Origin of the sequence: Streptomyces sp. NPDC058470, from assembly GCF_042721055.1 — a bacterium.
Lineage (GTDB): Bacteria > Actinomycetota > Actinomycetes > Streptomycetales > Streptomycetaceae > Streptomyces.
The window spans coordinates 92,389-118,842 of record NZ_JBHXMF010000001.1 but is presented as its reverse complement, the minus strand read 5'-3'; the positions used below and the strand labels follow the sequence as shown (position 1 = coordinate 118,842).

The window sequence follows — 26,454 nt, the reverse complement described above, 5'->3', positions numbered from 1 at the left end:
CAGCGCTCTTCTTGAGCTTCATGTGCTTTCCCTTCTCTACGGTCATGCCCCTATGACGGCCGAAACCGAGCGAGCACAGCATGAACGGCTCGCACCATGACCTACAGGCTGTAAACGAGGGAAAGACGGCCGAAGAAACTACGCGAAGTAAGCCGTTTGGGAATTCACTCGAATCGCCCTGTGTCGCGTCAATACGGAGGCTTCACAAGGGAAGAGGCGCTTCGACAAAAGGCTTCGGCCGAACACTTCACTCAACGGAAAGAATTACGGAAGAGCCCGGGCGGCCCGCACGTGAACACGACGGGCGGCCCGAGCCGCTACGGGGCGACGGATCAGCTGTGGCTGGCGCCGTTGCCGGACAGGACCGGGATGTTGTCCAGGATGTGCGAGAGCGGCTCGTCGCCCTTGGCCTGGGTGGAGTTCTCGGTGCACTGCTGGTCCTGAGGGGCCGAGAGGATCGGCACGTCCTGGAGGACGGTGACCGGCACCAGGACGCCGACGATCGAGGCCAGGTTGGCCTTGACCGGCAGGCCGACGCAGAGCTTGTTCAGGGAGCCCTGTACCAGTGAGAGGTGGGGGCTCTTCTCTCCCTTCGTCTTGGCGTTGCCGTACGACTGCTCGGCGCCGTTGCCGTTCATGGTGGTGACACCCTCGTCGTTCCCGATGGCAAGCGCCTGAGGGGCGGAAGCCGCCGAGACACCGACGACTGAAACGGCGACCGCAGCCGTGGCCATTGCCTTCTTGAACATTTCTCCGGTTTCCTTTCGTGGCGAGACACACACGTGCCTGCTCCGCCTCAACTGTGGGCTGGGCGAATGGTTCCTCAAGGTCACCCGATTGGCCCGTTCAGGTTCCCGGAATTCACGGAAAAGCTCGCGCGCGTGCTCCGTACCAACGGCTTTCGCAAATGGGCCATTGGGGTGAATCGCAGCAACTATGCGGCCCGGGCGCAGTTGTCCAGAGCGCTCCGGTGGACGGGGTTACTCCAGAAGGGACCATGCAAGTGATCAAGAAGGTTATGGCTGCCGCGGCGGTCGCCGCTTCCGTCGCCGGTATCTCGGCTGCCGCCGCGCCCCAGGCGCTGGCGATCGGCAACGACGAGGGTGTCACCACCACCAACGGCAACGCTGCCCAGCAGATCTACGGCAACCAGGAGACCTACGGGAAGATGAGCCCGCAGATGGCGCTCGTCCAGGGCTCCCTGAACAAGCCCTGCATCGGCCTGCCGGTCAAGGCCAACCTGGCCTCGCTCGTCGGCCTGGTGCCGGTCACCGTCCTCCAGGACGTGCCGATCCTCTCGGCCCCGCAGAACCAGCAGTGCACCGAGAACTCCACCCAGGCCAAGGGCGACGAGCCGCTCTCGCACATCCTGGACAACATCCCGGTCCTGTCCGGCAACGGTGCCGACCGCAGCTGATCACTCAGCATCGCGGGCCGCGGGACGCTCTTCGCGCGGCCCGCGGCTCCTCTCACCATCAACGGCGACGCGTCAGCTCCGGTCCTGCGGAACCCCTGTGGGCCAAATGGGGCACACCGCGCAACCACGCCGTCCACCGCACTGTTGATCACCACGCGGCTCCACAAACGGAGTCCACTCTCCGAAGGGAACGAACGAACATGAAGAAGCTGTGGGCAACCGCCGCCATCGCCGCCTCCGTCGCCGGAATCTCAGCCACCGCCGCGCCCCAGGCCCTCGCCATCGGCAACGACGAGGGTGTCACCACCACCAACGGCAACGCTGCCGTCCAGAGTTACGGCAACCAGGCCACGCACGGCGACATGAGCCCCCAGCTCGCGCTCGTGCAGGGCTCCCTGAACAAGCCGTGTGTCGGCCTGCCGGCCAAGGCCAACCTGGCCTCGCTCGTCGGCCTGGTGCCGGTCACCGTCCTCCAGGACGTGCCGATCCTCTCGGCCCCGCAGAACCAGCAGTGCACCGAGAACTCCACCCAGGCCAAGGGCGACGAGCCGCTCTCGCACATCCTGGACAACATCCCGGTCCTGTCCGGCAACGGCGCCAGCCACAGCTGATCACTCTCGGCACCATGGACAGCGGGTCGCTCTTCGGAGCGGCCCGCTGTTCTCATGCCCGCCGGAAGGTCTCCCCCTCCCGGGTCCGCGGGTGGGATTCTCAGCTCCGGTACAGCGCCTCTATCTCCTCCGCGTACGCCGCAGTCACCGCGTGGCGTCTGACCTCCAGGGACGGGGTGAGCAGTCCGTTGTCCTCGGTCACCTTCTCGGCCGTGGACGGCCGAGCTTGTGTACTCGGTCGTTCACACCTTGTCGCGCTCCCGACTGCCCCTACGACAGGACGGTCACGGGTCGCATCTCCCCACAGTCCGGCCTGGTCAGGCCGGTGCGGGGACGGGTGCGGTGACAAACACCCACGCCGAGCGTGCGCGATCACGCACGTTGACCCCGGCGATGTGGTCGGCAGGCCCAGCGAGGCCGCACCGACGACAACAAAAGCGGTCCCGATCGGGCCGGTTGGCCCTCTCGGTGTGCCCGCAGCGCGGGCAGCGCTGCGAGGTGAACGCGACCGTCCCGCACACGCGTGCGCATTTCCCGGCTCCGCCGGACAGTGATACGGACACTCCGTACTCGACCTCGACGCGGTGACGCTCCGCGTCACCGGTTGGGATGCGATTCCTCCCCGGCGTGAACGCCGGGGCATCCTCGCAAGAATCAGGTGAACTCGCCTGCCACCAGGGTGAACCGGCGGATGGACTCGGCGCGCGAGACCGCCTCGTTCACGTGGTCGCCGGTTCGGAGGACCTCTGCTCCGGCTCCAGCACCCTGCGCGTGACGCGCTTGGCGATCGCAGCCACCATGGTGCGCGGGCGACGCGGGGTCAGGTGGGCACCGAGTGCGTTGGCCAACCCCGGTGTGACGTACGCGCGGTCGCGGTCGAGGGCGCGCAGGGCGGCGCGGACGACCGGTTCCGTGGTGGTGAAGGGGCCGGTCAATGCGGCCTTGCGGGTGCCGATCGCCTCGAAGAAGCTCGTCTCGACCGGGCCCGGGCACAGGGCCGTGACACGGATACCGCGTCCCCGGTACTCCTGGCGCAGCGCCAGCGAGAAGTTGAGGACGAAAACCTTGGTGGCGCAGTAGACCGCGAAGTACGGGCCCGGCTGATAGCCCGCCGTGGAACCGACGTTGAGAACGGCTCCGGAGCCGCGCTCCAGCATTCCGGGGAGCAGAGCGTGGGTGAGGTCGACGAGAGCGACGACGTTGACCATGATCTCGTCGTGCTCGCGTCGCGGGTCGATCTCCTCGAAGCGGCCGCAGGTGCCGAAGCCGGCGTTGTTGACCAGCAGGTCGACGGTGAGGCCGCGGGCGGTGAGGGCCTCCGCTACGCGGTCGGCGGCGTCGGGCTCGGCGAGGTCCTGGGGCAGGACGTGCGCCTGGACGCCGTGCAGCTTACGCAGCCGGTCGGCCACCTCTTCGAGGCGGTCCCGGGAGCGGGCGACGAGGATCACGTCGTGGCCGCGGGCGGCGAGCTGGGTGGCGAACTCGGTGCCCAGCCCGGAGGAAGCGCCGGTGACGAGGGCAGTGGGTCCGGTGGATGTGTCGGTCATGACTGTTCCCCTTCAGAAGGTCGGGGTTAAGACGAGCCGGAACAATTAACTAAGACACGACTGTATCTCTTATTCCATTAATTGCAACAGTGCTGATGCAGATATCCGAGCAACGGCAACTTGCACGTATCGTCTATGTTCACTGGGGTCAGGAGCCGACGGAGTGGAGGAGCCCATGGGCCGAGCGCTGCGGGCCGATGCCGAGCGCAGTGTGCGCGCGATTCTGGAGGCGGCCGAGCGGGTGCTCGCCGCCGATCCGGGCGCGTCCATGGAGCAGATCGCCGAGGCGGCCGGGGTCGCCAGAACGACGGTCCACCGGCGCTTCGCCAGTCGGCAGGCGCTGATCGAGGCGCTCGCCGAGTCGGCCGTACGGCAGCTCGTGCGGGCCATCGACGACGCGCGGCCCGAGACCACGCCGCCGCTGGTCGCGCTGCACCGCGTCACCGCCAACGTACTGCGGATCAAGGGGGCTTGGAGCTATGCCCTGGGACAGCCGACCGACGAGGGCGGCGGCGCCCCGGCAGACTGGAACGAGCTCGGGGCGCGCTGCCTCGAACTCCTGGGACGAGCCAGGGACGAAGGCCTGCTCGACCCGGCGGCGGACCTGGAGTGGGTCCGCCGCGTCTACTACGCCCTGATCGGCGAGGCCATGCACGGCGACGAACAGCCGGACGCCGATCCCGACGCCCTCGCGACGCTCATCGTCGACACGCTGCTGCACGGCGCCGGGCGGCGGCCCGGCGCCGTCTGACTCAGCGCCTGAGGCCGGTCGCAGTTTCGATGGCGTCGGCGAGTTCGCGTACCGCCTTGTCCGCTGTGCTGTTCGCCAACTCGTGGGCGCGGGAGCCGAGTTCGGTCAGGGGGAGGCTGCCCGGGAGTCGTGTCCAGCGCTTGTCCCCCTGGCGGAGGGCGTCGGCGAAGTAGGCGGCGACGGCTGCGACCTGGAGGCCGTCGGAGGAGGTCCAGAGCCTGTCGTCGAGGGTCCCGGCCTCCAGTTGGCCGGACTCCTCGTGCGGGGAGCGGGTTTCGGGGTCGAGCCAGCGGACGCTCGCCGTGGCGAGGTGGCCGGAGGTGCCGGGCTTGGTGCGGACCGCGTAGAGGGCGGTCACCGTGTGGCCGGGACCCACCTCGCCGCCGTCCACGCGGTCGTTGCGGAAGTCCTCGTCGGCGACCTGGCGGTTGTCGTAGCCGATGAGCCGGAACTGCTCGACCGTCTCCGGGTCGAAGGCTACCTGCGCCTTGGCGTCGCGGGCGGTGAGGTCGATGTTCTGCGGGAGTTCCTCGCAGAAGACCTCGCGGGCGTCCTCGGTGTCCGAGACGTACGTCGTGTGGCCGTCGCCCTTGTCGGCGAGTTGTTCCATCAGCTCGTCGCCGTAGTCGCTGCCCACGCCGACACCGAAGAGGGTGATGCCGTGCTCGCGGCGGTTGTCCGCGATGCGCTCCAGGATCGTGTCGGCGTCGGTGTCGCCGGTGTTGGCGAGGGCGTCGGAGACGAGGACGACGCGGTTGGTGGCGCCCTCGCGCAGGCCCTTGGTGGCGGTGGCGTAGCCGGTTTCGACGCCGGCGCCGAGGTTGGTCGAGGACTGGGGTTCCAGGCGGTCGACGGCATCGTGGACGCGGCCCCGGTGGTCGCCGAGCCGGGTCATCGGGAGGACGGTCTCGGCCTCGTCGCTGAAGGTGACCAGGGCGACCGAGTCGTCGTCGCGGAGACGGTCCGTCATCACGTCGAGGGAGTCCTTGGCCAGGTCGAGGCGGCCCGGTTCGTCCATGGAGCCGGACACGTCGATGACGAACGTGAGGGCGGCGGGCGGGCGTTCGTCGTCGTCCTCCTCGGCGCGGGTGGCGAGGCCGACCCGGACGAGCGACCAGTCCTCTTCGTCGGTGCGGGCGCCGTCGACGGTGACCGAGAAGCCGTTGCCGTCGGGGCGTTCGTAGTTCTGCCGGAAGCTGTTGACGAACTCCTCGGGGCGGATGGTCGACGGGTCGGGCATCCTGCCGTCCGCGAGGGTGCGGCGGGCGTAGCCGTACGAGGCGGTGTCGACGTCCAGGGCGAAGGTGGAGAGGTAGTCGGGGGACGGGGCGAACTCGCGGCCCTCGTCGCCCTGTTGCTCACCGCTCTGTTCGCCCTGCGCGGTACCCGAGGGGTAGGCGGGGGCGGGCAGCGGGGCCGTGCCGTCGTTCCGGTCCGATGAGTAGCCGTGGTCGCTGTCGCCCGCGCCGCTGCAGCCGGTGAGCAGCAGGGCGCCCGCGGTTGTCAGGGCGAGCAGCGTGCCGTGCAGTCGACGGCTGCGAGTGGTGACAGCCCTCGCCCGTATGTGGTCGTTCCCCATCTGTGCCCCCTCGGTGAGCGGCCTGTATATGGGCCTACGTCTGTGACTGTGACGTCCGAGGGGGCCGAGCTGTGCGTGACGGAGCGTTGCGGATGGATCTCGAAGCGGCCACGGCGGGCGGCCGTCGAGACCGGTAGGAGATCCTCCGGAGACCTACGACACGATGTCCTTGCGCCGGAAACCCCGGAAGGCCAGGGCAAACAGGACGAGCGCGTACGTTACCGAAATCGCGGCGCCCTGGATCATGCCGGACCACTCCAGTTGTGGCTGGACGGCGTCCGCCCAGGCGAACTGCCAGTGTGCGGGCAGGAAGTCGCGCCAGTGACCGAGGGCGGTGACGGCGTCCAGCACGTTCCCCACGATCGTCAGGCCGACCGCTCCGCCGACCGCGCCGAGGGGGGCGTCCGTCTTGGTCGACAGCCAGAACGCGAGCCCCGCGGTGACCAGTTGGGAGACGAAGATGTACGCCACCACGACCAGCAGGCGCTGTGCCGCGGTGCCCGCGGAGAGCGCACCGCCGGTGGGGATCTCCAGGGGGCCCCAGCCGTAGGCCGCGGTGCCGGCCACGAGTGCGACGATCGGCAGCAGCACCATCGCGGCGAGGCTGAGGCCCAGCGCGACGGTCAGCTTGGACCAGAGGAGGCGGGCCCTGGGCACGGGAGCCGCCAGCAGGTAGCGCAACGAGGACCAGCTCGCCTCGGAGGCGATGGTGTCCCCGCAGAACAGCGCGACGGGGATCACCAGCAGGAAGCCCGCGGAGACGAAGAGGTTCACCGCGGCGAAGTTCGCGCCCGACGCGGTGGCCGTGTCCATCAGGGTGATCTGATTGCTCCGCCCACCCGGCGTACCGCCGATCGCGAACGCCGCGACCAGCACGAAGGGCAGCGCCGCGAGGATCGCCCCCATCACGAGGGTGCGACGCCGCTTCAGCTGCCGGAGCAGCTCCACACGCAGCGGCAGTGTCCGCCGCGCCCGGTATCCGTCGGCCGTCTCGGCCCGCTCGACGAGGGTGCTCATGCGTTGCCCCCGATCAGGGTGAGGAAGGCGTCTTCGAGTCGGCGGTGCGGGCCCACCGATTCCACGGGTACTTCGAGCCGTACGAGCTCCACGACCAGGCGCTGTGCGCTTGCGCCGGTTTCGAGCCGGACCAGGATCCCGTCGTCCGTGACGACGGCCGAGGCCACGCCCGGCAGCGCGCCGATCTTCTCGGCGACCGGTTCGTCCACGGGGAACCCGGTGCCGATGAGGAGGGTGTCGCCCGAGCCGATGATCTCAGAGACCGGGCCCGCCTGCATCAGCCGTCCGCGGTCCATGACCACCAGGTGGGTGCAGGTCTGCTCGACCTCGGCCAGCAGGTGGCTGGAGACGATGACCGTACGCCCTGCGGCGGCGTAGCGGATCATCACCTCGCGCATCTCACGGATCTGCGGCGGGTCCAGGCCGTTGGTGGGCTCGTCGAGGATCAGCAGGTCCGGGAGGCCGAGCATGGCCTGGGCGATGGCCAGGCGCTGGCGCATGCCCTGGGAGTAGGTGCGGACCGCGCGGGCCAGCGCGTCGCCGAGACCCGCGATCTCCAGAGCCTCCTCCAGGTGGGCGTCCTCGGCCGGACGGCCGGTGGCCTGCCAGTACAGCTCCAGGTTGTCGCGGCCCGAGAGGTGCGGGAGGAAGCCCGCGCCCTCGACGAAGGCGCCGACCCGGGAGAGGACCGGCGCGCCCGGCTGGATCTCGTGGCCGAAGACGCGGATCTCGCCGCCGTCCGGCTTGATCAGACCCATCAGCATGCGCAGGGTGGTCGTCTTGCCCGCGCCGTTCGGCCCGAGGAGACCCAGCACCTGGCCCTTCTCCACGCGGAACGACAGCTCCCGTACCGCGTACCGGTCCGCCGACTTCGCGTACCGCTTGCTCAAGTCGGTGATCTGGAGCGGGACTTCGGCCAGCTCGGGGTCGGGCGGTCCGGCGGTCGTACGGCGCCGGCCGGTCAGCAGCAGGGCGAGCGCGGCCAGTGCTCCGGCGAGCGGCAGCCACCACACCCAGGAGGGGAGCGCCGCGGCGGCCGTCGTCACGGCGGGGGCGGTGGGGACCTTGAGGTCGCCCTTCAGGGAGACCGTGTACGTCGCCGGGGCCGACGGCGACGCATAGCCGAGGTCCGTCGAGGCCAGGACCAGGCGCAGCCGGTGGCCCTCCTGCACCTCGTAGTCGATGGCCGGCAGGGTGATGGTGACGTCCTTGCCCGCCTTGGCTCCCTCGACCCGGATGGGGGTCACCAGCTGGGAGGGGAGCACCTGTTGTCCGCCGCCGGGGCCGACGTCGTACACCTTCGCGAAGAGGACCGCCTCGTCGGTGCTGGACGTGACGTGCACGGTCACCGTGGGCGATCCGGTGATCCGCAGGTCGCTGCCGAGGGAGGCGGACACGAACTGCGCGTACTGGCCCGGGAAGTCGAGCGACACCCCGACGCCGAGGGAGGAGAGCTGGGAGAGGCCGCCCGCGCCACCGAGGCCGGGGAGGGCCGAGATGGCGGGCGGGTTCGCGCCCGCCGGGTTCTCGAAGCTCTGCTCGCGGCCGACCAGCGCCACGGCGTGCTCGCCGTTCTCCAGGCCGGGATAGCTGTCGCCGCTCGCGCCCCGGAGCAGGGCGGCGCCGTCGGTGGAGTCGACGCCTCCGGTGCGAGTGACGCGGAACGCGGGGCCGGTGTCGACGCCCGTCTCGTCCTTCAGATACCGGTCGAACCAGGAGCCGACCCGGGCCTGGACGCGGCCCGCCTCCAAGTCGCCGCCGTCGTGCCCGCCGGAGATCCAGTCGACGTCCACGGGTGCGCCGTTGGCGCGGATCTGCTGGGCCATGGCGTCGGCCTGGCCGAGCGGGAAGAGGGAGTCGGTCTGGCCCTGCACGATGAGGGTGGGCACCTTGATGCGGTCGCCGACCGCGGAGGGGCTGCGTGCCTCAAGGAGTTTGGTGGCCGCCGCGTCCGGCTGTCCGGATTCCGCGACACGGTTGTACATCTCGCACAGCTGGGTCTCGAACTTGTCGCAGCCGCCGCCGGAGTTGATGAAGATGCCGGCCCAGAGCTTCTTGAAGACGCCGTTCGGGAAGAGCGCGTCCGACAGGTTCCAGTAGGTGATCTCCGGGGCGATCGCGTCCACCCGCTGGTCGTAGGCGGCGGCCTCCAGAGCGATCGCCCCGCCGTACGAGGCGCCGGTGACGCCCACGCGCGGGTCACCGGTCTTGTCGAGCTGGACCTCCGGGCGCTTCGCCAGCCAGTCGATGAGCTTGGAGACGTCGGCGACCTCGCCCTTCGGGTCGTTCAGCCCGATCTTGCCCGTGGACTTGCCGAAACCGCGCGCCGACCAGGTCAGCACCGCGTATCCGTCCCGCGCGAGCTGTTCGGCCTGCGCCTGCACGTCGTCCTTGCTGCCGCCGAAGCCGTGCCCGAGAAGTACGGCGGGGCGGCGGTCCGCGCTCGGTCCCGCGGTGAAGTACGAGGTGTCGATGTTCACCCCGTCGCCCATGTCCATGAGGCGGTCGGCGCGCTGTACGGACGGGGCGTCGTCGGAGGCGACAGCCGTCCACGTCCCGGCGCCGGCGAGCACCACGACGGCGGCCGCGGCGGCGATCCACCGTCGCGGCCTCCGCAGTACGGGCACCCGGGGTCGGGGCAGTCGAAGATCCATGCGTCAACGGTAAGGCCCACCGCTGTCAACCGATGCCGCCGCCGGTCTGAACCCCCGCCCCTCCCACGGGAGTACGGGCCCGCTCCGGCATACCGCGACCGTGGTACGAGCTGCCTGCCCGACTGTCCGGTTATGCCCGGGCGTCCTCCGGGATCGACACCAGCCACCGGGTCCCGCGGCGCGGCCGCAGGTAGAAGGCCCAGTACAGGGTGGCGACGGCCACGATGCCGCCGGTCCACAGGAGGTACTCGGCCGCCTGCATGCTGAGGACGTACGCGAGGACGGCGATCAGCAGGACCGGTACGGCGGGCCACAGGGGCATGCGCCAGGCGGGCGTGTGGGTGTGCGGGCCGCGCCGGGCGAACAGTGCGGCGACCGCGACGAGCAGGTACATGCCGGTCACCGAGACGCCCGTGACGCCGTACAGGGTGTCCAGGTTGACGAAGCAGAGGGCCGCGCCGGGGATGCCCACCAGGAGGGTGGCGACCCACGGGGAGCCGAAGCGGCCGAGCCTGGACAGGACGCCGTTGACCGGCTCGGGCCAGGCCTTGTCGCGGGCCGAGGCGAACAGGACGCGGGAGTTCTGGATGACCATGACGATGCCGGCGTTGATGATCGCGAGGGCCACACAGAGGCTGACGAAGGTGCCGACGGCGGAGTTCGACCAGGCGGTGACCATGGTGCTGATGTCGCCCCCGGTGAGGGCGGCGAGGTCGGGGGCGCCCATGGTGATCGCGACGACCGGGACCAGGATGATCACCGTGGAGATGGCGAGGGTGGCCAGGACGGTGCGGGCGACGTTGCGGCGCGGGTTCTCCAGCTCCTCGGAGAGGTAGACCGCGGTCGAGAAGCCCTGGGTGATGAAGAGCGCGATCGCGAGTCCGGAGACCACCAGCATGGCGGTCACCGTGTCCGTATGGCCTCCGGATCCGGCCACCTGCATCGAGGTGAGGCTGCCGAGGCCGCGCTCGCTGTGCGAGAAGCCGAGGACCGCGACGACGGCCGCCGCGATGACTTCGAGGACCAGGAAGACGCCGGTGATCCAGGCGTTGGCCCGCAGGTCGAGCAGGCCCGCGAGGGTGGCGAGCAGCATCACGCCGGCGCCCGCCATCGAGGGGTTCAGATGCACGATCGGTGCCAGGTAGTCCGCCGTGCCCATGGCGATCACCGGCGGCACGATCATGACGACCAGGAGGGAGAGGACGAAGACCAGCCAGCCCGCGAGCCGGCCGGCCATCGTCGAGACCATGGCGTACTCGCCGCCCGCGCTGGGGATGAGGGTGCCAAGCTCGGAGTAGCAGAACGCCACGGCGATACAGAGCAGGGAGCCGATCGCGATGGTGAGCGCGGTCGCCGTGCCGAGGGACGAGAAGAGGTCGGGCACGACCACGAAGAGCGTGGAGGCCGGTGTCACGCAGGAGAGCGTCAGCAGGGTGCCGCCGACGATGCCGATGGAGCGCTTGAGCTTGCGGGGGCCGTCGGACGCCGTGGGGGCGGGGTCCGGGACGGCGGTCTCGACAGGGCGGAGCGTGTCGGTCATGCGGCGGTTCCGATCGACTCGTGTCGTGCGTCAGATGGCTCGGGCGGGAGCGTTATCGCCTCCGGCGGCTCGTGTCGTTCATCTCTTTGTCCGCTCCCGGCGTTGATGGAACCTTGACGGAAACCGTGCGTCAATGGCTGTTCACCTACGGAATCCGCACTCAGAAGGCCTCCCGAATGCCCATCAGGGCACAACAGGTCAAGCGCAGGGGTTTCTTGCCTCCCTACGGGAACCGCAGCGCGGGCGAAGAAAAAAGTGAGGCCGTCCGCGATACGGACGGCCTCACAAGCCCTGCCGGAGGGTCTCAGTGGTTGCGCGGGAAGCCGAGGTCGACGCCCGTGGGGGCGTCGGCCGGGTCGGGCCAGCGGGTGGTGACGACCTTGCCGCGGGTGTAGAAGTGCGTGCCGTCGTTGCCGTAGATGTGGTGGTCGCCGAAGAGGGAGTCCTTCCAGCCACCGAAGGAGTGGTAGCCGACGGGGACCGGGATCGGCACGTTCACGCCGACCATGCCCGCCTCGATCTCCAGCTGGAAGCGCCGGGCCGCGCCGCCGTCCCGCGTGAAGATCGCGGTGCCGTTGCCGAACGGCGAGCCGTTGATGAGGGCCACGCCCTCCTCGTACGTCTCCACGCGCAGCACGCACAGCACCGGGCCGAAGATCTCGTCCCGGTACGCGTCCGAGGTGACCGGCACCCGGTCGAGCAGCGAGAGGCCGATCCAGTGGCCGTCCTCGAAGCCCTCCACCGTGTGGCCGGTGCCGTCGAGGACGACCTCGGAGCCCTGCGCCGCCGCGCCCGTCACGTACGAGGCGACCTTGTCGCGGTGGGCGGCCGTGATCAGCGGGCCCATCTCGGAGGCCGGGTCGTTGCCCGGGCCGATCTTGATCTTCTCGGCGCGCTCGCGGATCTTCTCCACCAGCTCGTCGCCGATCGCGCCGACGGCCACGACGGCCGAGATCGCCATGCAGCGCTCGCCCGCCGAGCCGTAGGCCGCGGACACCGCCGCGTCCGCCGCCGCGTCCAGGTCGGCGTCCGGGAGGACCAGCATGTGGTTCTTGGCGCCGCCCAGGGCCTGGACGCGCTTGTGGTTCGCGGCTGCGGTGGTGTGGATGTAGCGGGCGATCGGGGTCGAGCCGACGAAGGAGACCGCCTTGACGTCCGGGTGCTCCAGGAGGCGGTCGACGGCCACCTTGTCGCCGTGCACGACGTTGAAGACGCCGTCCGGCAGACCCGCCTCCGCGAGCAGCTCGGCGATCTTCATCGCGGGCGACGGGTCCTTCTCCGACGGCTTGAGGATGAAGGTGTTGCCGCAGGCGATGGCGAGCGGGAACATCCACATCGGCACCATGGCCGGGAAGTTGAACGGCGTGATGCCCGCGACGACGCCCAGCGGCTGCCGGATCGAGGCCACGTCGACGCGGGACGCCACCTCGGTCGACAGCTCGCCCTTCAGCTGCACGGTGATCCCGCAGGCCAGGTCGACGATCTCCAGGCCGCGCGCCACCTCGCCGAGCGCGTCCGAGTGGACCTTGCCGTGCTCGGCGGTGATCAGCTCGGCGATCGCGTCACGGTTGGCGTCCAGCAGGGCGCGGAACTTGAAGAGGATCGTGGTCCGCCTGGCCAGCGAGGACTGGCCCCAGGTCGCGTAGGCGTCCTTCGCGGCGGCGACCGCGGCGTCCACCTCGTCGACGGTCGCGAAGGCGACCCGGGTGGTCACGGCGCCGGTCGCCGGGTCGGTGACCGGCCCGTACGTACCCGACGCACCCTCGACAACCTTGCCACCGATCCAGTGGTCGACAGTCTTCGTCATGGCCAAGAACTCCTTCACAGATGGCGGCGTCGGGCGGCGACGTGCCTTTCGTACTCCTCGCGCGCCTTGACCGCCGACGAGCGGGTCGCGGTCTCGGCCACAGGTACATCCCACCAGGCTTGGGCTGGAGGCGCGCCCGACACTGTGTCTGCCGTTTCGGTCTCCACGTAGACACAAGTGGGAGTGTCCGCGCTCCGTGCCTCGGCGAGGGCCGCACGCAGGTCACGGACGGTCTTCGCGCGTAGGACGCGCATCCCCAGACTGGCCGCGTTGGCGGCGAGATCCACCGGCAGCGGCGCCCCCGTGTACGTACCGTCCTCGGCCCGGAAGCGGTACGCGGTGCCGTACCGCTCGCCGCCCACCGACTCGGAGAGGCCGCCGATGGAGGCGTACCCGTGGTTCTGCAGGATGAGGACCTTGATCGCGATGCCCTCCTGCACGGCCGTGACGATCTCGGTCGGCATCATCAGATACGTACCGTCGCCGACCAGCGCCCAGACGGGACGGTCGGGCGCCGCCATCCGTACGCCGATCGCGGCCGGGATCTCGTAGCCCATGCACGAGTAGCCGTACTCGACGTGGTACTGGTCCCGCGACCGCGCCCGCCACAGCTTGTGCAGGTCGCCGGGGAGTGAGCCGGCCGCGTTGATCAGGATGTCGTCCTCCGTGACCAACTCGTCCAGGACGCCGAGGACTTGGGGCTGGGTGGGCCGGATGTCGAGGTCCTCGGCCTCGTAGGCCGCGTCGACGCGGTACTCCCAGCGCTCCTTGTCGTCGCTGTACTCGGTGGCGTACGCCGGTTCGGTGCGGTGCTTGTGCAGCAGCAAGGCCTCGGTGAGGGCCTCGAGTCCGGCGCGCGCGTCGGCGATCAGCGGGATCCCCGAGAGCTTGTGACCGTCGTACGGCGCGATGTTGAGGTTCAGGAAGCGGACGCCCGAGCCGGCGAAGAGGGTGCCGGAGGCGGTGGTGAAGTCGGTGTAGCGGGTGCCCACGCCGATCACCAGGTCGGCGGTGCGGGCGAGTTCGCAGGCGGTCGCCGTGCCGGTGTGGCCGATGCCGCCGACGTCCTGCGGGTGGTCGAAGCGCAGCGAGCCCTTGCCTGCCTGCGTGGAGGCGACGGGAATGCGGGTGGCGGCGGCGAGTTCGGCGAGCGCCTCCTCGGCGCGGCTGTGGTGGACGCCGCCGCCCGCGACGATGAGGGGGCGGCGGGCCTCGCGGATCGCCCTTACGGCGGCGGTCAGTTCGCCCTGATCGGCCGCCGGGCGGCGCACGGTCCAGGTCCGCTCCGCGAAGAACTCCTCGGGCCAGTCGTACGCCTCCGCCTGCACGTCCTGCGGCAGCGCGAGCGTGACCGCACCCGTCTCGACCGGGTCGCTGAGCACCCGCATCGCCTGGAGGGCGGCGGGGATCAGGGCCTCGGGGCGGGTGATCCGGTCGAAGTACCTCGACACCGGGCGCAGGCAGTCGTTGACCGACACATCGCCCGCGTAGGGGACTTCGAGCTGCTGGAGGACCGGATCGGCGGGGCGGGTCGCGAAGGTGTCGCCGGGGAGGAGCAGGACCGGGATGTGGTTGATCGTCGCGAGGGCGGCGCCGGTCACCAGGTTCGTGGCGCCGGGGCCGATGGACGTGGTGACGGCGTGCGTGGCGAGCCGGTTGGACTGACGCGCGAAGCCGACTGCCGCGTGCACCATGGACTGTTCGTTACGGCCCTGGTGGTACGGCATCTCGTCCGCGTACTCGACGAGCGCCTGGCCGAGCCCTGCGACGTTGCCGTGGCCGAAGATCCCCCAGGTGGCGCCGATCAACCGCCGCCGCTCGCCGTCCCGTTCCGTGTACTGCGCGGCCAGGAACCGCACCAGCGCCTGGGCGACCGTCAGCCTGGTCGTCGCGCCCGGCGTCCTCGACACCTTCGTCGCCCTTGGCACCGTTGCCATCGGATCCGTCATTGGTACCCCTCGGTGTGCTCTGGGTGGAAGCAGATCCGCCACTCCCGCCCCTCCCCCGGTCCCGCCATCACGTTCAGGTAGTACATCGTGTGGCCGGGCTGGGCGATGGACGGGCCGTGCCATCCGTCGGGAACGAGGACGGCATCGCCGGTACGGACCTCGGTGAGGACGTCGGATCCGCCCTCGTGCGAAGGGAATACGCGCTGATAGCCGAATCCGTTCGGGCCGTCGATCTCGAAGTAGTAGATCTCCTCGAGTTCCGACTCCAGGCCCGGCCGGTGTTCGTCGTGCTTGTGGGGCGGATACGAGGACCAGTTGCCGCCGGGCGTGATGACCTCGACGGCGATCAGCCTGTCGCACTCGAAGGCGTCGGCGGAGGCGAAATTGCGCACCTGGCGGGCGCAGTTGCCGCTGCCGCGGTCTTCGACGGGTACCTCCGGCGCGGGGCCGTAGCGGGCGGGGAGTAGTCGCTCGCACTTCGCTCCTGCCAGGGCGAAGCGGCCTCCCACGCCGGAGGCGATCTGTGCCCGGGCGTCACGGGGCAGGTACGCGAAGTCGGTGACCCCGCTGAACACACTGTCCCTGCCCAGGATTTGGAAGTGTTCGCCCTCTATGTCCACCGTACAGCCGCCGCTGAGCGGCAGCACGATCCACTCGCTGTCGCCGGTGGTGAAGGTGTGCGTGCCGCCGGGGGCGAGTTCGACGACGCGCAGGCTGGTGTGGGACCAGCCGGCCCGCTTGGGGTCGATGTCGAGGACGTACTGCGCGTTGGCAGCGCTCCCCTTCGGGACGTACAGGCCGTTGCTGGTCATCCGGTCCTCACAGCAGTCCGACGGCGGTGTCCACGGCCGCGGTCACATCGCCGTCCGCCGGGTAGAGCAGCGAACGGCCGACCACCAGGCCCTGGACGGTGGGGAGTTGAAGAGCGCCGCGCCACTTCTCGTACGCGCCCTCCTGGTCCTCGCCGACATCACCGCCGAGGAGCACGGCGGGCAGCGTGGACGTCTCCATGACGCGGGCCATGTCGTCGGGGTTCTCGGTGACGGGGACCTTCAGCCAGGTGTACGCCGAACTGCCGCCGAGGCCGCTCGCGATGGCGATGGACTTGGTGACCGCCTCGGCGCTGAGATCGTTTCGGAGGGTGCCGTCCTCGCGGCGACGGCAGAGGAACGGCTCGACGAACACCGGGAGTTGCCGCTGCGCCATCTCGTCGATGACACGGGCGGTGGACTCCAGGGTGCGCAGCGAGCCCGGGTCGTCGTAGTCGATACGCAGCAGCAGCTTGCCCGCGTCGAAGCCGAGCCGCTCGATGTCCTGCGGGCGGTGCCCGGTGAACCGGTCGTCCAACTCGAAGGAGGCGCCCGCGAGTCCGCCTCGGTTCATCGACCCGAGCACGACCTTGTGGTCGAGCGCGCCGAGCAGCAGCAGGTCGTCGAGGATGTCGGCGGTGGCGAGGACGCCGTCGACTCCCGGGCGGGCGAGTGCGGTGCAGAGCCGCTCCAGCAGATCGGCGCGGCTCGCCATCGCGAACTTGCGGTCGCCGACGGCGAGTGCGCCGCGGGCCGGGTGGTCCGCGGCGACGATCATCAGACGGCCGCTGTCGTCGACGAGGGGGCGGCGGAGGCGACGGGCCGCGGCCTCGGCGATGGCTTCGGGGTGGTGAGTGCGGGTGCGGACGAGGTCGGCTACGTCGACTCGCCCGTACGGCGCCGGATGGCCGCCTTTGCGCACGGTTGTACCGGCGCCCTTGCGCGGCGCCGGGTGGCCGCCCTCGCGCACACCCGAGCCACCGCCTCTACGCGGCGCCGGATCGGCGCCCTCGCGCGCAGCCGCGCCACCGCGTTCGCGAGCGTCACCGCCTTCATACGTCGCGGAAGCGCCGCCTTCGCGCGCGGCCGAGTCTCCGCCTTCGCGCGACGCCGGATCGCCGCCCCCGCGCACACCCGAGCCACCGCCTCTACGCGGCGCCGGATCGCCGCCCTCGCGCGCAGCCGCGCCACCGCGTTCGCGAGCGTCACCGCCTTCGTACGTCGCGGAAGCGCCGCCTTCGCGCGCGGCCGAGTCTCCGCCTTCGCGCGACGCCGGATCGCCGCCCCCGCGCACACCCGAGCCACCGCCTCTACGCGGCGCCGGATCGGCGCCCTCGCGCGACGCCGGATCGCCGCCCTCGTGTCTCGCGCCCCCGACCTGGCCCGCCCTCACAGCACCGCTCCTGCCGTGAGCGCGTCCTCGACCTCGGCCGGGGTCGGCATCGCGGAGGAGCACTCCAGGCGGGAGGCGACGATGGCGCCCGCGGCGTTGGCGTACCGCATGATCCGCTCCAGGTCCCAGCCGGCGAGCAGGCCGTGGCAGAGGGAGCCGCCGAAGGCGTCGCCGGCGCCGAGACCGTTCAGGACGGTCACCGGGAGGGGTGGGACCTCGGCGGAGGTGCCGTCGCGGTGGACGGCGAGGACGCCCTTGGGGCCCTGCTTGACGACGGCGAGCTCGACGCCGGCGTCGAGCAGGGCGCGGGCGGCGGCATGCGGTTCGCGTTCGCCGGTGGCGATCTCGACCTCGTCGATGTTGCCGACGGCGACGGTGGTGTGGCGCAGGGCCTCGGCGTAGAAGGGGCGGGCGGAGTCGGGGTCCGTCCAGAACATGGGGCGCCAGTCGAGGTCGAAGACCGCCGTACCGGACCTGGCACGGTGGGCCAGCGCCGCGAGCGTCGCCGTGCGGCTGGGCTCCTCGCTCAGGCCGGTGCCCGTCATCCAGAAGATGCGGGCCTCGTGGACGGCGTCGAGGTCGAGCTCGTGGGCGTCGATCTCCAGGTCGGGGGCCTTGGGCTGCCGGTAGAAGTACAGCGGGAAGTCGTCCGGCGGGAAGATCTCGCAGAACGTGACCGGGGTGGGCAGGCCGGGGACCGGGGTGACCCAGCGGTCGTCGACGCCGAAGTCGCGCAGCGCCTCGTGGAGGTAGGTGCCGAAGGGGTCGTCGCCCGTGCGCGTGATCACCGCCGTACGCCGGCCGAGCCGGGCCGCGGCCACCGCGACGTTCGTCGCCGAGCCACCGAGGAACTTCCCGAACGTGGTCACCCTCGCCAGCGGGACCCCCGTCTGCAACGGGTAGAGGTCCACGCCGATCCGCCCCATGGTGATCAGGTCGTACGCCATCGAGTTCCCTTCGCTTCGGCTGCACCCAAAGGTCTAGTCGGGTCCGGGGAGCCCTGTCAACGTTTTGTCCAGACATTCGGACGAGGTATTGACACGTCCTTGGAGGCCGCCGGAAGCTGACGCCCATGACGTCGTTGTCACCGGAGGCATCGCCTCCGTCCTCACTGTCCCGTATCCGGATCGGTTCGGCTCCCGACTCCTGGGGCGTCTGGTTCCCGGACGACCCCCAGCAGGTCCCCTGGCAGCGCTTCCTCGACGAGGTCTCCGGGTCCGGCTACGAGTGGATCGAGTTGGGCCCGTACGGCTATCTCCCCAGCGATCCGGCCGTCCTGAAGGCCGAGACCGCCAAGCGCGGGCTCACCGTCTCCGCCGGAACGGTCTTCACCGGGCTGCACCGTGGCCCCGAGGTGTGGGAGTCCACCTGGGCGCACGTCTCGGACATCGCGGCGCTCACCCAGGCGATGGGCGCCGAGCATCTGGTGGTCATCCCCGCGTTCTGGCGGGACGACAAGACGGGCGAGGTGCTGGAGGACAGCACGCTGACGCCCGCACAATGGCGCAATCTCACCGCTCAGACCGAGCGGCTGGCGCATGAGGTGCGTGAGCGGTACGGGCTGCGGATCGTCGTCCACCCGCATGCCGACACGCACATCGACAGCGAGGAGAACGTCACGCGTTTCCTCGACGCGACGGATTCCTCGCTGGTGTCGCTGTGCCTGGACACCGGGCACTACGCGTACTGCGGCGGCGACAGCGTCAAGCTCATCGAGACGTACGGGGAACGCATCGGGTACCTGCACCTCAAGCAGGTGGATCCGGCGATCCTGGCCGAGGTGCGGGCGGACGAGGTGCCGTTCGGTCCGGCCGTGGCGCGTGGCGTGATGTGCGAACCACCGACGGGCGTACCGGCTCTGGAGCCCGTCCTGGCCGCCGCACAGAAGCTGGACGTCGAGCTCTTCGCGATCGTCGAGCAGGACATGTACCCGTGTCCGCCGGACAAGCCGCTGCCGATCGCGGAGCGCACGCGGGCGTTCCTGAGGTCCTGCGGGGCGTAGTGCGGGGGCGCCGTGGGAGGGGCCCGCCGAGTGCTCGGGGCTCGGCGGGCCCACCCGGCCTACTGGTGACCGCCTGCCAATTGCATCGCTCCTGTCACAAATGACCCCTTCCCGTCACACATGTCGCGTGTACGCGGGTCTTGGGTCACACCCGGACCACAGGCACTTCCCGGCACTCACTCTGTGTCGTTCACGAAGCACAGGGTTTGTTGATCACCAGCGCAGTGCCCGGCTCCCCCGACGGCCGCCCCCGGCCGCCGCCGCGGTACGCGCAGGGAGGTGCCACTCATGACCGACCGCAGGCTTTGGTCGTACAAGGAGATCGCGGCGCACATCAAGGTGCAGCCGGACACCGTGAGGTCGTACCGCAAGCACGGAATGCTCCCCCCGCCCGACCACGTGGAGAGCGGCAAGCCCTACTGGTACGCGGACACCGTCCGGGCCTGGGTCGCCTCCCGGCCGGGAAACCGCGGTCGCAGAGAGGCCTGACCCCTTCCTCCCCTGTGCCCCGCCCGTGCGCGGGGCACAGTCACGTCCACGGCTCGATGACCGTCACGCCGGCTCCTGGCGCCGTCCCCATCGCCGCCAGCGCGGCCGGTGCCGCGTCCAGCGGGATGGTGGCGGTGACCAGGAGGTCGGGGCGGAGTACGCCGGCCCGGACCAGCTCCAGCATCCCGGGGTAGGCGTGCGCCGCCATCCCGTGGCTGCCGAGGAGTTCGAGTTCGAAGCCGATCACCCGGGCCATGGGGATCTCGGGAGCCACGGGCAGCAGCCCGACCTGGACGTGGCGGCCCCGGCGGCGCAGGCCGTTCACCGAGGCCGCGCAGGTGACCGGCGATCCGAGGGCGTCCAGTGACAAGTGGGCGCCGCCGCCCGTCAGTTCGCGTACCGCCTCTGCCGTGTCCACCGCCCCCGACGCGTCCACCGTTTCCGCCGCCCCGAACTTGCGGGCCAGGTCCAGCGCCTGGGGCGACACGTCGACGGCGGCGACCCGTGCCCCGGCGGCCGCCGCGATCATCACGGCGGACAGACCGACGCCCCCGCAGCCGTGTACGGCGACCCACTCCCCCGCGGCCGCCCGGCCCTGCGCGACCACCGCGCGGTAGGCCGTGGCGAACCGGCAGCCCAGCGAGGCCGCCGTCGCGTACGACAGTTCGTCCGGCGCCGCGACCAGGTTCACGTCGGCGTGCTCCAGGGCCACGTACTGCGCGAAGGAACCCCAGTGGGTGAACCCCGGCTGGGTCTGGCGCTCGCACACCTGCTGGTCCCCCGCGGCGCACGAGGGACAGCTTCCGCAGGCGCACACGAACGGCACGGTGACCCGGTCTCCGGGGTGCCAACCGGTGACGCGGGCGCCCACCGCCTCGACGACCCCGGCGAGTTCGTGACCCGGTACGTGCGGCAGCGCGATGTCCGGGTCATGGCCCATCCAGCCGTGCCAGTCGCTCCGGCACAGCCCGGTGGCCTCGACCCGCACCACGACCCCGTGCTCCGCGGGCGCCGGATCAGCCACCTCACGTACCTCGGCCGGCTTCCCGTACCGCTCGAACACCACTGCCCGCATCCGTCTCACCCCTCGCCTTCGTCCGTCACCCGTCGCCTTCGGTGCGCAGATCACCGTTCCCGGAGACCAGTTTTCCCGAACTGCGGCGCCGGACTGTTCGCCATAGGGTTCTACAAATCCGTCCCGGTCGGACAGCCGACGCCCCGTGGACAGCCTCCGCCCGAATGGACAGCCTCTGTCCGAGCCCGAGGGATGAGCCGTGACCCAGAATCAGCCGCCCGGTGCACCTCAAGCCCGCATTCCCGCACCCCAGCAGCCCCCGTCGTCGTACCTGCCGATCCGCGCCGGACTCTGGAAGCACTGCCTGTGGGGCGGACTCGCGCTCTGGGTGCTGACCGCGATCGTCACGTACGCGACCAAGAACACCACCCTGCTGCCGACCCTGATCCTGCTCGGCAGCTTCCTGGTCCCCGTCACCTTCGTGCTCTGGGCGTACGAGCGGCACGGCCGCGACCTGGGCGTGAACCTGATCCTCGGCTGCTTCCTGACCGGCGGCACCCTCGGCGTGCTGGGCGCGTCGGTCATGGAGTACTACCTGCTGCACCCCTCCTTGTGGATGTACGTCGGCGTCGGGCTGATCGAGGAGGCGGTGAAGCTCGCGGCGCTGATGTTCATGCTGCGCAGGCACCCCCGGATCCACGGGCTGCGGTCCGGGCTCGTGCTCGGCGCGACCGTCGGGTTCGGTTTCGCGGCCCTGGAGAGCGCGGGGTACGCGTTCAACGCCGCCGTCTCACTCAAGGGCGTCGACCTGCGCGCACTCCTGGAGACCGAGATCCTGCGCGGGGTGCTCGCCCCCTTCGGGCACGGCCTGTGGACGGCGATCGCGGGCGCGGTGCTGCTCGCGTACCGCCACCCGAGCGGGCGCTTCCAGTTCAACCGGCCCGTGCTCGGCACCTATGTCGGCGTCTCACTGCTGCACGCCCTGTGGGACTCGACGCACGGCATCGCACTCTGGCTGGTGGCGCGGCTGACCGACACGGGCCTCGACAGGGCGCTGTTCGCGGAGGGCTACATCCCGGGGCCCACCGACGTGCAGAAGCATCTCTTCACGCTGTTCTCGATCGGCGCCATGGTCATCGTCTCGCTCGCCGGCATCGGCTGGGTGCGCTCGCTCGCCCGTCGGGACCCCACTTGGAGAAGTACCCCCTAGGGGTATAGCCTGCGTAGCAGGAGGAAACCCTGGAGCCACAGGACTCCTCCCCCGCTCTACGTACGCACGCCCGACCTGCCTCAATGAGGAGTAACGCCATGACCGCGCAGACCGACACCCAGGGTTCCGTCACGACCGTCTACCAGGTGAGCGGAATGAGCTGCGGGCACTGTGAAGGCTCCGTCTCCGGCGAGCTCTCCGGGATCGCCGGCGTCAGCTCGGTGAAGGCGGTGTCCTCCACCGGTGAGGTGACCGTGGTCTCCGCCGCCGCCCTGGACGAGGACGTGGTGCGCGCCGCGGTCGACGAGGCGGGCTTCGAGCTTGTCGGCAAGGCCTGAGCGGACCTCCGCGTATCACCTAGGGCCTGTCTGACAATTCCCGTCGTCGCCCGGCGGGGCAGACGGGAATTGTCAGACAGGCTCTAGCTCTCCCCACCGGGCCGTACCGACCAGCTGATACTGGCTCCGTACGGCCCGGTTCCTTCCTTGGAGCCGGACCATGACCATCGCAGCACCCGAGACATCCATAACGGAGACCGCCGGCACGTCGGAGGTCGAGCTCGCCATCGGGGGCATGACCTGTGCCTCCTGCGCGGCCCGCGTCGAGAAGAAGCTCAACCGCATGGACGGCGTCACCGCCACCGTCAACTACGCGACGGAGAAGGCGAAGGTCGCGTACCCGGCGGGGGTGCGGGTCGCCGATCTGATCGCCACCGTGGTGAAGACCGGGTACACGGCCGAGGAGCCCGCGCCGCCGGAGCCCGCGGCGGACACCGTCGGCGAGCGCGACTCCGAACTGGCCGCCCTGCGCGAGCGGCTCGTCGTCTCCGTCCTCCTCGCCCTCCCCGTGGCCCTTCTGTCGATGATCCCGGCGCTGCAGTTCGACAACTGGCAGTGGCTGGCGCTGACGCTCGCCGCGCCCGTCGTCGTGTGGGGCGGACTCCCGTTCCACAGGGCCGCGTTCACCAATGCGCGGCACGGCGCGGCCACCATGGACACCCTCATCTCGATCGGCACGCTGGCCGCGTTCGGCTGGTCCCTGTGGGCACTGTTCTTCGGGGACGCTGGGATGGAGGGCATGCAGGAGAGCTTCTCGTTCACCGTCTCCCGTACGGAGGGGACCTCGGCGATCTATCTCGAAGTCGCCGCCGGTGTCGTCGCGTTCATCCTGCTCGGCCGCTATCTGGAGGCCCGCTCCAAGCGGCAGGCGGGGGCCGCGCTGCGAGCCTTGATGGAGCTGGGCGCGAAGGACGTGTCCGTACTGCGGGACGGCCGTGAAGTACGTGTTCCGGTGGACCTGTTGGCCGTCGGGGACCGTTTCGTCGTACGGCCCGGCGAGAAGATCGCCACGGACGGCACCGTCGTCGAGGGCGTCTCGGCCGTCGACGCCTCCATGCTGACCGGCGAGTCGGTGCCGGCCGACGTGTCGGCCGGTGACGCGGTGACCGGCGCGACCGTGAACGCCGGGGGCCGGCTGGTCGTCGAGGCGAGCCGGGTCGGCGCGGACACCCAACTCGCGCGGATGGCGCGGCTCGTGGAGGACGCGCAGAACGGCAAGGCCGAGGTGCAGCGGCTCGCCGACCGGATCTCCGGGATCTTCGTTCCGGTGGTGCTGCTGATCGCGCTCGGCACCTTCGGTGTCTGGCTGGCGGTCACCGGTGACACGGTCGCCGCCTTCACCGCCGCCGTCGCGGTACTGATCATCGCCTGCCCGTGCGCGCTGGGGCTCGCCACGCCGACCGCCCTGATGGTCGGCACGGGACGCGGCGCGCAGCTCGGCATCCTCATCAAGGGACCCGATGTCCTGGAGTCCACGCGCCGCGTCGACACCGTCGTCCTGGACAAGACCGGGACGGTGACGACCGGACGGATGAAACTTCAAGAGGTCTACGTCGCCGACGGCACCGCCGAGAACCACGTTCTGCGGCTCGCAGGCGCCCTGGAGCACGCCTCGGAGCATCCGATTGCCCAGGCGGTCGCCGCGGGCGCTCAGGAGCGCGTTGGCGCGTTTTCGCCGCCGGAGCACTTCGTGAACGTTCCGGGGCGGGGTGTGCGCGGGCGCGTGGAGGGTCACGAGGTCACGGTGGGCCGGTTCGAGGGCGTACTCCCCGCCGAGTTGGCGCGGGCCAAGTCGGCGGCCGAGGCGGAAGGACGTACGGCCGTCGTGGTCACCCGGGACGGTACGGCGATCGGTGTGCTGACCGTCGCCGACGCGGTCAAGGAGACCAGCGCCGAGGCCGTACGCGCACTGCGCGCCCTCGGGCTCACGCCGATGCTGCTGACCGGCGACAACCGGGCGGTCGCCGAGTCCGTGGCGCGTGCCGTCGGGATCGACACCGCAGACGTGATCGCCGAGGTGCTGCCCGAGGACAAGGTCGACGTCGTCAGGCGGCTCCAGGGCGAGGGGCGGAGCGTCGCGATGGTGGGGGACGGGGTGAATGACGCGGCAGCCCTTGCCACCGCCGACCTGGGTCTCGCGATGGGCACCGGCACGGATGCGGCGATCGAGGCGAGCGATCTGACGCTCGTACGCGGGGATCTGCGGGTGGCCGCGGACGCGATCCGGCTGTCGCGCCGGACCCTCGCCATCATCAAGGGGAATCTCGTCTGGGCGTTCGGATACAACGTGGCGGCGCTGCCGCTGGCGGCGATGGGACTGCTCAACCCCATGATCGCGGGGGCGGCGATGGCCTTCTCGTCGGTGTTCGTGGTGACGAACAGCCTCCGGCTCAAGGCATTCTCATGATGTTCGAGTGAGAGCCCCCCTAGAGTCCGGAGAGAGCCTCACATAAGCTCTTCACAAGGCTCGCGCATCTTCCTTACGCTTGGGCTCCGATTCGCATATAGGTCTCTTGCCTATCTTCAGGACATATGCAAGAGACGCAGGTCACAGTGATGTGAACGTAACCATCGAAGGGGTTCGTGAGTCTAAGTTGGCGATGTCAGAAGCGTCTTGGGGGGCGTGACTGGCATCTGGGGATGTCTTGGGGGACGTTCCTGGAACTGCGTTGCCGGGGCACGTACACCGGGGAGCTTTGAGCGGCCCTCCCGGAGGTACGCGTCCCGGCCAACCGCACCGGCGTGACCGAAGTTTTGCTCGTTTTGCTCGCAACCAGTTCGCAATCAGCCCGTAGCAAGATCACAGCGATTCAGGCGCTGTCCATAGACGCCCGGCCGGATCCCGTGGGGGGAATCCGCACCGGGACAAGGAAAGCGCCCTGACTGCCGGCCCGTGGGGGGACCGGTAGCAGGGCGCTTTCCGTATTTTTTGTGGCTCGTGCAGCCATGCGACTCGCGTGGCTCGGTTCGCCTCAGAGCACTGCGAGTGACCCGGGCCTGGCTAGCGGCTCTCGACCGGGACGAAGTCGCGCAGGACCTCGCCCGTGTAGATCTGGCGAGGGCGGCCGATGCGGGAGCCGGGCTCCTTGATCATCTCGTGCCACTGGGCGATCCAGCCCGGGAGGCGGCCCAGCGCGAAGAGGACCGTGAACATCTCGGTCGGGAAGCCCATGGCGCGGTAGATCAAGCCGGTGTAGAAGTCCACGTTCGGGTAGAGGTTGCGCGAGACGAAGTACTCGTCGGAGAGCGCGTGCTCCTCCAGCTTGAGGGCGATGTCCAGCAGCTCGTCGGACTTGCCGAGGGCCGAGAGGACATCGTGCGCGGCGGCCTTGATGATCTTCGCGCGCGGGTCGAAGGACTTGTACACCCGGTGGCCGAAGCCCATCAGGCGGACGCCGTCCTCCTTGTTCTTCACCTTGCGGATGAAGGAGTCGACGTCTCCGCCGTTGGCCTGGATGCCTTCCAGCATCTCCAGGACGGACGCGTTGGCGCCGCCGTGCAGCGGGCCCCAGAGGGCGGAGATGCCGGCCGAGATCGAGGCGAACATGTTCGCCTGCGAGGAGCCGACCAGACGGACCGTGGAGGTCGAACAGTTCTGCTCGTGATCCGCGTGCAGGATGAGCAGCTTCTCCAGCGCGGAGACGACGACCGGGTCGGGCTCGTACTCCTGCGCCGGGACCGAGAACGTCATGCGGAGGAAGTTCTCGACGTACCCGAGGTCGTTGCGCGGGTAGACGAAGGGGTGGCCGATCGACTTCTTGTACGCGTACGCCGCGATCGTCGGAAGCTTGGCGAGAAGGCGGATCGTCGAGAGGTGCCGCTGCTTCTCGTCGAACGGGTTGTGACTGTCCTGGTAGAACGTCGACAGGGCGCTGACCACCGACGACAGCATCGCCATCGGGTGGGCGTCGCGCGGGAAGCCCTGGAAGAAACGCTTGACGTCCTCGTGCAGCAGGGTGTGCTGCGTGATCTCGTTCTTGAAGGTGGAGAGCTCGTCCACGTTCGGCAGTTCACCGTTGATCAGCAGCGAGGCCACCTCAAGGAAGGTGGACTGCTCGGCGAGCTGCTCGATCGGGTACCCGCGGTACCGGAGGATGCCCTGCTCACCGTCGAGATAGGTGATCGCGGATTTATAGGCGGCGGTGTTCCCGTATCCGCTGTCCAGCGTCACCAGACCCGTCTGTGCGCGCAGCTTCCCGATGTCGAAGCCCTTGTCGCCGACGGTGCTGTCGATCACCGGGTAGGTGTACTCGCCATCGCCGTAACGCACTACTACAGAGTTGTCGCTCACGTCATCCCTCACCGACGTTGTCCCTCTTCTTCGAG

Annotated in this window: 22 protein-coding genes; 8 read left to right on the top strand and 14 right to left on the bottom strand. The window is 70.0% G+C overall.

What is annotated here, in order from left to right; genetic code table 11:
* Positions 1–332: 332 nt before the first annotated feature.
* Positions 333–749 carry a rodlin gene (locus tag ACFWP7_RS00515; protein ID WP_384373649.1) on the bottom strand — a complete coding sequence of 139 codons (417 nt, stop codon included), beginning with the start codon at positions 747–749 and terminating at the stop codon, positions 333–335.
* A gap of 254 nt (positions 750–1,003) precedes the next feature.
* On the opposite strand from ACFWP7_RS00515, the gene ACFWP7_RS00510 reads away from it, so the two are divergent.
* Positions 1,004–1,417 carry a rodlin gene (locus ACFWP7_RS00510; RefSeq protein ID WP_384373646.1) on the top strand — a complete coding sequence of 138 codons (414 nt, stop codon included), beginning with the start codon at positions 1,004–1,006 and terminating at the stop codon, positions 1,415–1,417.
* Between the two features lie 200 nt (positions 1,418–1,617).
* Complete coding sequence (locus ACFWP7_RS00505) at positions 1,618–2,028, top strand: rodlin (RefSeq protein WP_384373643.1); 411 nt, start codon at positions 1,618–1,620, stop codon at positions 2,026–2,028.
* A gap of 317 nt (positions 2,029–2,345) precedes the next feature.
* Here ACFWP7_RS00505 and ACFWP7_RS00500 read toward each other — a convergent pair whose 3' ends face one another.
* On the bottom strand, positions 2,346–2,549 hold the full coding sequence (locus ACFWP7_RS00500; RefSeq protein ID WP_384374110.1) for a zinc ribbon domain-containing protein: 204 nt from the start codon (positions 2,547–2,549) through the stop codon (positions 2,346–2,348).
* Positions 2,550–2,747: 198 nt separating this feature from the next.
* Positions 2,748–3,575: an SDR family NAD(P)-dependent oxidoreductase gene (locus tag ACFWP7_RS00495; RefSeq protein ID WP_384373640.1), complete on the bottom strand. Its 828-nt coding sequence runs from the start codon at positions 3,573–3,575 to the stop codon at positions 2,748–2,750.
* A gap of 175 nt (positions 3,576–3,750) precedes the next feature.
* Between ACFWP7_RS00495 and ACFWP7_RS00490 the strand changes: the two genes are divergently transcribed.
* The gene (locus ACFWP7_RS00490; RefSeq protein ID WP_384374108.1) at positions 3,751–4,326 is read left to right on the top strand and encodes a TetR/AcrR family transcriptional regulator; all 576 of its coding nucleotides are present in this window, start codon (positions 3,751–3,753) and stop codon (positions 4,324–4,326) included.
* A 1-nt stretch (position 4,327) separates the two neighbouring features.
* Here ACFWP7_RS00490 and ACFWP7_RS00485 read toward each other — a convergent pair whose 3' ends face one another.
* The 9 genes from ACFWP7_RS00485 to iolC form a co-directional block, all read right to left on the bottom strand.
* Positions 4,328–5,905, bottom strand: coding sequence for a von Willebrand factor type A domain-containing protein (locus ACFWP7_RS00485; protein ID WP_384373638.1), 1,578 nt, complete (start codon positions 5,903–5,905; stop codon positions 4,328–4,330).
* A gap of 153 nt (positions 5,906–6,058) precedes the next feature.
* Positions 6,059–6,922, bottom strand: coding sequence for an ABC transporter permease (locus tag ACFWP7_RS00480; RefSeq protein WP_384373635.1), 864 nt, complete (start codon positions 6,920–6,922; stop codon positions 6,059–6,061).
* Entirely contained in the window at positions 6,919–9,576 is a 2,658-nt protein-coding gene (locus tag ACFWP7_RS00475; RefSeq protein WP_384373632.1) for an alpha/beta fold hydrolase, read from the bottom strand. The genes ACFWP7_RS00480 and ACFWP7_RS00475 overlap by 4 nt, the downstream gene beginning before the upstream one ends.
* Before the next feature lie 130 nt (positions 9,577–9,706).
* Complete coding sequence (locus ACFWP7_RS00470; RefSeq protein ID WP_384373629.1) at positions 9,707–11,116, bottom strand: APC family permease; 1,410 nt, start codon at positions 11,114–11,116, stop codon at positions 9,707–9,709.
* Positions 11,117–11,420: 304 nt separating this feature from the next.
* A complete protein-coding gene (gene mmsA / locus ACFWP7_RS00465) occupies positions 11,421–12,923 on the bottom strand; it encodes a CoA-acylating methylmalonate-semialdehyde dehydrogenase (RefSeq protein ID WP_384373626.1) in 1,503 nt (500 codons plus the stop codon).
* Positions 12,924–12,937: 14 nt separating this feature from the next.
* Positions 12,938–14,860, bottom strand: a complete 1,923-nt coding sequence (gene iolD / locus ACFWP7_RS00460; protein ID WP_384373623.1) for a 3D-(3,5/4)-trihydroxycyclohexane-1,2-dione acylhydrolase (decyclizing) — start codon at positions 14,858–14,860, stop codon at positions 12,938–12,940.
* An 8-nt stretch (positions 14,861–14,868) separates the two neighbouring features.
* Positions 14,869–15,684, bottom strand: a complete 816-nt coding sequence (gene iolB / locus ACFWP7_RS00455) for a 5-deoxy-glucuronate isomerase (RefSeq protein WP_384373620.1) — start codon at positions 15,682–15,684, stop codon at positions 14,869–14,871.
* Positions 15,685–15,691: 7 nt separating this feature from the next.
* Positions 15,692–16,603: a deoxyribose-phosphate aldolase gene (locus ACFWP7_RS00450; protein ID WP_384374105.1), complete on the bottom strand. Its 912-nt coding sequence runs from the start codon at positions 16,601–16,603 to the stop codon at positions 15,692–15,694.
* Between the two features lie 467 nt (positions 16,604–17,070).
* Complete coding sequence (gene iolC, locus ACFWP7_RS00445; RefSeq protein WP_384373617.1) at positions 17,071–18,021, bottom strand: 5-dehydro-2-deoxygluconokinase; 951 nt, start codon at positions 18,019–18,021, stop codon at positions 17,071–17,073.
* Between the two features lie 125 nt (positions 18,022–18,146).
* Here iolC and ACFWP7_RS00440 point away from each other — a divergent pair, with 125 nt between their 5' ends.
* On the top strand, positions 18,147–19,076 hold the full coding sequence (locus ACFWP7_RS00440; RefSeq protein WP_384373614.1) for a sugar phosphate isomerase/epimerase family protein: 930 nt from the start codon (positions 18,147–18,149) through the stop codon (positions 19,074–19,076).
* 288 nt (positions 19,077–19,364) lie between these two features.
* Positions 19,365–19,565, top strand: coding sequence for a helix-turn-helix transcriptional regulator (locus tag ACFWP7_RS00435; protein WP_384373611.1), 201 nt, complete (start codon positions 19,365–19,367; stop codon positions 19,563–19,565).
* Positions 19,566–19,605: 40 nt separating this feature from the next.
* Here ACFWP7_RS00435 and ACFWP7_RS00430 read toward each other — a convergent pair whose 3' ends face one another.
* Complete coding sequence (locus ACFWP7_RS00430; RefSeq protein ID WP_384373608.1) at positions 19,606–20,640, bottom strand: zinc-dependent alcohol dehydrogenase family protein; 1,035 nt, start codon at positions 20,638–20,640, stop codon at positions 19,606–19,608.
* A 199-nt stretch (positions 20,641–20,839) separates the two neighbouring features.
* Between ACFWP7_RS00430 and ACFWP7_RS00425 the strand changes: the two genes are divergently transcribed.
* From ACFWP7_RS00425 to ACFWP7_RS00415, 3 genes are all read left to right on the top strand, one after another.
* Positions 20,840–21,790 (top strand): PrsW family intramembrane metalloprotease, encoded by a 951-nt coding sequence (locus ACFWP7_RS00425; protein WP_384373605.1) that lies wholly within the window; start codon positions 20,840–20,842, stop codon positions 21,788–21,790.
* A gap of 98 nt (positions 21,791–21,888) precedes the next feature.
* Positions 21,889–22,128 (top strand): heavy-metal-associated domain-containing protein, encoded by a 240-nt coding sequence (locus ACFWP7_RS00420; protein WP_384373602.1) that lies wholly within the window; start codon positions 21,889–21,891, stop codon positions 22,126–22,128.
* A gap of 160 nt (positions 22,129–22,288) precedes the next feature.
* Positions 22,289–24,535, top strand: coding sequence for a heavy metal translocating P-type ATPase (locus ACFWP7_RS00415; RefSeq protein ID WP_384373599.1), 2,247 nt, complete (start codon positions 22,289–22,291; stop codon positions 24,533–24,535).
* A gap of 594 nt (positions 24,536–25,129) precedes the next feature.
* Here the strand turns inward: ACFWP7_RS00415 and ACFWP7_RS00410 are convergent.
* Positions 25,130–26,419 carry a citrate synthase gene (locus ACFWP7_RS00410; RefSeq protein ID WP_384373596.1) on the bottom strand — a complete coding sequence of 430 codons (1,290 nt, stop codon included), beginning with the start codon at positions 26,417–26,419 and terminating at the stop codon, positions 25,130–25,132.
* Positions 26,420–26,454: the final 35 nt, after the last annotated feature.

Excerpts from the sequence above, each read along its gene's own strand:
- ACFWP7_RS00470 (WP_384373629.1), bottom strand. The coding sequence starts at position 11,116 with ATGACCGACACGCTCCGCCCTGTCGAGACCGCCGTCCCGGACCCCGCC.
- ACFWP7_RS00415 (WP_384373599.1), top strand. The coding sequence starts at position 22,289 with ATGACCATCGCAGCACCCGAGACATCCATAACGGAGACCGCCGGCACG.
- ACFWP7_RS00475 (WP_384373632.1), bottom strand. The coding sequence starts at position 9,576 with ATGGATCTTCGACTGCCCCGACCCCGGGTGCCCGTACTGCGGAGGCCG.
- ACFWP7_RS00490 (WP_384374108.1), top strand. The coding sequence starts at position 3,751 with ATGGGCCGAGCGCTGCGGGCCGATGCCGAGCGCAGTGTGCGCGCGATT.
- iolC (WP_384373617.1), bottom strand. The coding sequence starts at position 18,021 with ATGGCGTACGACCTGATCACCATGGGGCGGATCGGCGTGGACCTCTAC.
- ACFWP7_RS00435 (WP_384373611.1), top strand. The coding sequence starts at position 19,365 with ATGACCGACCGCAGGCTTTGGTCGTACAAGGAGATCGCGGCGCACATC.
- iolB (WP_384373620.1), bottom strand. The coding sequence starts at position 15,684 with ATGACCAGCAACGGCCTGTACGTCCCGAAGGGGAGCGCTGCCAACGCG.
- ACFWP7_RS00485 (WP_384373638.1), bottom strand. The coding sequence starts at position 5,905 with ATGGGGAACGACCACATACGGGCGAGGGCTGTCACCACTCGCAGCCGT.
- ACFWP7_RS00440 (WP_384373614.1), top strand. The coding sequence starts at position 18,147 with ATGACGTCGTTGTCACCGGAGGCATCGCCTCCGTCCTCACTGTCCCGT.
- ACFWP7_RS00515 (WP_384373649.1), bottom strand. The coding sequence starts at position 749 with ATGTTCAAGAAGGCAATGGCCACGGCTGCGGTCGCCGTTTCAGTCGTC.
- ACFWP7_RS00505 (WP_384373643.1), top strand. The coding sequence starts at position 1,618 with ATGAAGAAGCTGTGGGCAACCGCCGCCATCGCCGCCTCCGTCGCCGGA.
- iolD (WP_384373623.1), bottom strand. The coding sequence starts at position 14,860 with ATGGCAACGGTGCCAAGGGCGACGAAGGTGTCGAGGACGCCGGGCGCG.
- ACFWP7_RS00495 (WP_384373640.1), bottom strand. The coding sequence starts at position 3,575 with ATGACCGACACATCCACCGGACCCACTGCCCTCGTCACCGGCGCTTCC.
- ACFWP7_RS00480 (WP_384373635.1), bottom strand. The coding sequence starts at position 6,922 with ATGAGCACCCTCGTCGAGCGGGCCGAGACGGCCGACGGATACCGGGCG.
- mmsA (WP_384373626.1), bottom strand. The coding sequence starts at position 12,923 with ATGACGAAGACTGTCGACCACTGGATCGGTGGCAAGGTTGTCGAGGGT.
- ACFWP7_RS00430 (WP_384373608.1), bottom strand. The coding sequence starts at position 20,640 with ATGCGGGCAGTGGTGTTCGAGCGGTACGGGAAGCCGGCCGAGGTACGT.
- ACFWP7_RS00420 (WP_384373602.1), top strand. The coding sequence starts at position 21,889 with ATGACCGCGCAGACCGACACCCAGGGTTCCGTCACGACCGTCTACCAG.